4 protein-coding genes are annotated in these 5255 nt (G+C 42.2%); 1 reads left to right on the top strand and 3 read right to left on the bottom strand.

Features of this window, described 5'->3' with window-relative positions; translation table 11 throughout:
• The coding region (gene tal / locus A3757_RS02630; RefSeq protein WP_068739126.1) for a transaldolase at window positions 1–695 on the bottom strand (695 nt) is incomplete at its 3' end.
• A gap of 77 nt (window positions 696–772) precedes the next feature.
• On the bottom strand, window positions 773–1789 hold the full coding sequence (gene dusA, locus A3757_RS02625) for a tRNA dihydrouridine(20/20a) synthase DusA (RefSeq protein ID WP_068506500.1): 1017 nt from the start codon (window positions 1787–1789) through the stop codon (window positions 773–775).
• Between the two features lie 306 nt (window positions 1790–2095).
• On the opposite strand from dusA, the gene A3757_RS02620 reads away from it, so the two are divergent.
• Complete coding sequence (locus A3757_RS02620) at window positions 2096–4210, top strand: FG-GAP repeat protein (RefSeq protein WP_197469677.1); 2115 nt, start codon at window positions 2096–2098, stop codon at window positions 4208–4210.
• Between the two features lie 19 nt (window positions 4211–4229).
• Here A3757_RS02620 and A3757_RS02615 read toward each other — a convergent pair whose 3' ends face one another.
• Window positions 4230–5165: an SIS domain-containing protein gene (locus tag A3757_RS02615; RefSeq protein WP_068739124.1), complete on the bottom strand. Its 936-nt coding sequence runs from the start codon at window positions 5163–5165 to the stop codon at window positions 4230–4232.
• Window positions 5166–5255 lie beyond the last annotated feature (90 nt).

Below are 5255 nucleotides of genomic sequence, written 5' to 3'. Positions count from 1 at the left end.
TCATCAGTATTTCTAAAGCTTGCACCCATTACAACAGTGCTAAAGCCGTGTTGTTTATAATAATTATAAATTTCTGAAACCGAAATGACGCCAGGGTCTTCATGCGGAAGATATTGGTCTTTGTCGGTGTTTGCTTTATACCAGTCAAGTATGCGACCTACGAAGGGTGAAATTAAGAAGGCGCCAGACTCTGCAGCTGCTTTAGCTTGCACAAAGTCAAACAATAAGGTTAAGTTGCAATTGATGCCTTCTTTCTCCAGCTGCTCAGCCGCTTTAATTCCTTCCCATGTGGAGGCTATCTTGATAAGAATTCTACTCTTACTAACGCCGCTATCCTCATAAAGTTGAATCAAGGACTTAGCTTTGGCTACTGTGGCAGGGGTATCAAAGGAAAGGCGAGCATCTACTTCAGTGGAAACTCTGCCTGGAACGACTTTTGATATTTCGGTACCAATTGATACTGCTAGGTGGTCGCATGCCAAAGAAAGCTGCTCTTGGTCACTCTTGCCCTGGCTAGATCCATAGTTAATTGCGTTGTCAATTAAGGGGCGGTATTGAGGGAGGGGGGCAGCCTTAAGTATTAATGATGGGTTAGTTGTTGCGTCTTGTGGCTGCCATTTTTTTATCGCGTCAATGTCACCTGTATCTGCGACTACGGTAGTGTACTGTCTTAACTGTTCTAATTTACTTGCCATTGATTTCTGATTTCCTTTTTGTATTCCATATCTATAAACGATAGCAGCTTTTTAGCTTAAGAATATGACAATCCCAATCATTTTTCAGGCACAAGAGAAAGCGCCTGTTCTAGCGTTTTAAGATCGGCTCCATCTTTGTATGCGTTTTCACTTAAATACCGGCGAAATTGTTTGCCACCGGATTGTCCATGAAAGAGGCCTAATAAATGGCGAGTAATGTAATGAAGCTTTTGACCCCCTTTAAGCTGTGTTTCAATGTAAGGCATCATGTCGTGAATAATGTCGTGACGGCTTTTACCATGGGGTTTTGCTCCAAACAATTGTTCGTCGACGCTAGAAAGTAACCATGGGTGCTGGTAGGCTTCGCGTCCAACCATTACTCCATCAACTAGCTTAAGGTGTTGCTTGCACGAATCGATAGACTTTATTCCGCCGTTAATAATGATTTCAAGGTCCTTAAATTCCTTTTTTAGGCGATAGACATATTCATACTTTAGAGGTGGGATTTCTCTGTTTTCTTTTGGACTTAAGCCATCAAGAATGGCGATACGCGCATGAACGATAAAAGTTTTACATCCGTCCTCAGCGATTTTCGATACGAAATCACGAACAAACTCATAGCTATCATGTTCATCTATTCCAATTCGATGCTTAACAGTGATCGGGATGTCTACAGTATTTTTCATCGCAGAAATACATTGCTTAACGAGGTCAGCGTGAGCCATTAAGCAAGCGCCAATCATGTTATTTTGCACTCTGTCGCTTGGGCAGCCAACGTTTAAATTGATCTCGTCATAGCCAAATTGAGCGGCAATTTCTGCGCATCGTGATAACTCGGACGGCTTACTCCCACCAAGCTGAAGTGCAATAGGGTGTTCTTCATTGTTATACCTGAGAAATCGATCAGCACCCCCATGGATAATTGCGCCAGTAGTCACCATTTCGGTATAAAGAAGGGTATGTTTTGAAAGTAGGCGTGCCATATAGCGATAGTGGCGATCAGTCCAATCCATCATCGGGGCGACTGAAAACTTGCGGCTAGGCTCAATAGCTGGTGAACTATTTTTCTGTGATTGTTCTGAGTTGTTAATCATAAGGGTCGAAAAGAAGAAATTTGGAATGTACGGTTAATTAAACCAAGTTTAACACACTCTAAGTCACTAATTTTTATTAGTTGTTTGATAAATCTTTAAAGAAATGTGTTCAATATCATGATTGTTGCTTTGATATACACGTATAATTACCGTCATTGCCTAAAGGGTTTGTATTCTTTCTTCTCAATAGTTCGATCATAGCCGCGCATCTAAAGGACTAAAATATTCATGCTCGCCCGCTCTTATAAAACTTTATCTGTCATATCTCTAAGTTTCATTTTAATTGCTTGTGGTAGGCAGGATGATTTGATAATTCCCGCCGAAGTTGAACCCGAGCCTAGTCCTTATTGTTTGGAAGATTCTCCTTACGAGACACCAGTGTTGCTCGATAGTGTATCGTTTTCTGGTCTTCCATTTAGCTTTGATTATAGGCAGTTTGATTATCAGTTTAATTTAGAGCATTTGTCAGACATTACTACGCTAGGCTTTGTTCAGGTTGAACAGTTCTTCGCTCCAAACGTTTTGCCTGAGTTAACTCAAGCAGATTCTCTCGGTGAAACTGTACTTTCTACACTTCAGTTTGAAAGGCTTGATCAGGCGGCTATTGAGGTTCGCGAATTTGGTGTAATCGTTGAGCATTCTCATAATAATGACACGAGGCAGTTTGATGTTGATCTTTCAGAAAACACTTCGTTAGTCGATATTACTCTTAAACCTGGCAAAAACGAGATTTCGTTAGAAGTTACGGCGTCCTTACAGATGCCGTATTCAGGGCTTGAGTGCGAATTAGACGAGAGGTTACGAAATCTCGTACTGCTAGATGACGGGGGCGAAAGTACCAAAGAAACACAGAACGCTGTATTAGAGCTCCAAGGAATGCGGCGGAATGTAGAACAGGTTTTAACTTATAATTTCGTAATATTTCGAGATGAAGCTGATGAGCTTGAAATTACCGACTTTGGTAATCCTCTAGCTCTGTTTGATGAAAATTCACTTGAATCGAATAATCTTTCACTATCAGGTGATTATTTGGTACTTGGTTCGCCAAAGGAAGATAGTTCTTCAGCCGGTGAATTTACTGCTCTTCAGATACAGAATGACCTTGACGGCTCGATTGTCAATGAATTCTCAGAGGACTCTGGCGCTGTTTATATCTATGAAAGAAATGCAAACGATTCTTGGGAGTTAGTCTGGATGTTGAAGGCTCCAAATGCTGAGCCAGGCGATAAATTTGGTCAATCTGTGTTTGTGGACGGCGAACTATTGGTAGTTTCTGCCCCTGGTGAAGATAGCTCTGCGCAAGATGTGTACACTAACTATACTGCAGAAGGGGACTATTCAAGTGCGCTCTCTCAAGAACTTGAAAATGCCAGCGCTAGCAATCTTTCTCCTGAATCTGGCGCAGTCTACCTTTATGTGCTGCAGCGAGATGGAAGTTGGGCACTTCACTCTTATATCAAAGCAAAGGAAAATGTTCGAGGTGCCTCCGGTTTCGACAAAGGGTTTGGTGAGCAAATTGCGTTAAGCGCTCGGTTAAGTTCATCTGGGCAGTATATTGGTCATAGCCTAGCTATTGCTGCACCAAAAGAAGATAGCCTGAATGGCATCTTTTCCGACACGCAAGCCATTAACTCAGGTGCAGTTTATATGTATTCGCTGAATCTCAGTCAGGGCAATTTCTTGCAATATATCGAGACGTTAAAAGCTTTAGAACCCGTTGCGGGAGATCGCTTTGGTAGTGCTATTTCTTTAACACCTGACGGCCAAGTATTTGTATCAGCTCCTTATGAACAAAGTAATGACCGTGTGATAAATAATTCGCCCTCGCCAGAGTCATATGAGCCTGTACTAAGTAGGTCAAATTCCGGCGCTGTGTTTGCTTTTAGCGCTATAAATAGTAATCAGGTGGGATTTCACGAATTGAGTTCAATTATAAAGGCATCGAATGCAGATTCTGGTGATCTATTTGGTAGCTCAATTGCTTCGAATGAAAACTATCTGGTTGTTTCTGCATCCCATGAGGACGGCGCAAGTACAGGGTTCAATCGCGATATGTCGAATAACGATTCAAGCGATTCTGGAGCCGTTTACGTATTTAAAAGAGATGCTGCCAGTGGAAACTTTTCTCAGGACCTCTATATAAAAGCTCCCGTAAATGAACCGTTTTCGAGCTTTGGCAATGCAGTGGCGCTATATGATAACGACCTGATTGTCTCGCACTCACTGTTCGATGAAGGAGGAGCTGAAGATAAGGGTATCACTTACATCTATGCTCGGGATCATGAAGATAAGACCTGGTCTAAACTTCTAGAATTAAGCAGTCCTGAAGTTGTTGAATATGGAAGCACGATTGCGCTTGAGGGAAATAAGGTGGTTGCCACAACCAAAACAGCAGGACAACCTTTGTTTTTGGTAAAATAAACTCAGTGTTTTAGAGGGCTTATATTGAGAGTATGCCGCTAACAGCTTCTTTGCCGTCAATAACCAGTAATTTTGTAATGCTGTTTTCCTTCATGATCGTTTCGGCCGTAAAGAGCATTTCTCCCTCGTCAATGGTTATTGGGTCTGTGGTCATTATATCTTTTGCTTTTTGGGTGTGAATGTCACCACCTTTTACCAAAGAACGGCGCAAGTCTCCATCAGTGATTACGCCAAGAAGCGCTTTGTTTTCATCGATAACAACTGCAATACCCTGAAGCGATTGAGTCATTGTAATGATAACTTCATCAACAGGTGTTTCAGGGCTTACAAAAGGTAGGTCTTGAGCAAGCATTTCGTCACGCACCTTGGTCAGTAGCTGTCTACCCAAGCTTCCTCCAGGGTGAAAGGCTGCAAAGTGCTCAGGTTGAAAGTTTCTTTCTTTCATTAGTGAAACAGCAAGTGCGTCGCCCAAAGCTAGTGTCACCGTTGTCGATGTGGTAGGAGCCAAATTATTTGGGCATGACTCCTTTTCGACAAAAATATTCAAGTAGACGTCTGAATTTTTTGCTAGCGTGCTATCAGGGGCGTTAGCAATAGAAATAATTTTGTTTCCGAAGCGCCGAAGGCTAGGGATGAGTTTGATCACTTCTTCGGTTTCGCCGCTATTCGAGATAAGCAAGATGATATCGCTAGGGCGGATCATCCCTAAGTCACCATGAAATGCTTCGGCGGGGTGAATAAAAAAACTAGGTGTGCCGGTAGAAGCGNGTGTAGCTGCGACTTTTTTGCCAATATGGCCGGATTTCCCCATGCCTGAAACTATTAGGCGTCCTTCAGATTTCATTATCAATGATATGGCAGATGAAAAACTGTTATCAAGAGAGTTTGCGAGATTTGAAATAGCGGAGGACGCTTCGTTTAAGCTGCTAATCGCAGTTTCATTAATATCAGACATTTACACCTACCTAGTAAAGCGGGGTTATAAGGGCTTGGGAGTGGGTGATACAAACGATACCACTAATTATGTCTGTATTATAAACGGTTT

The sequence above is a fragment of the Oleiphilus sp. HI0117 genome, assembly GCF_001635235.1.
This window is presented reverse-complemented; position numbering and strand designations above follow the sequence as displayed.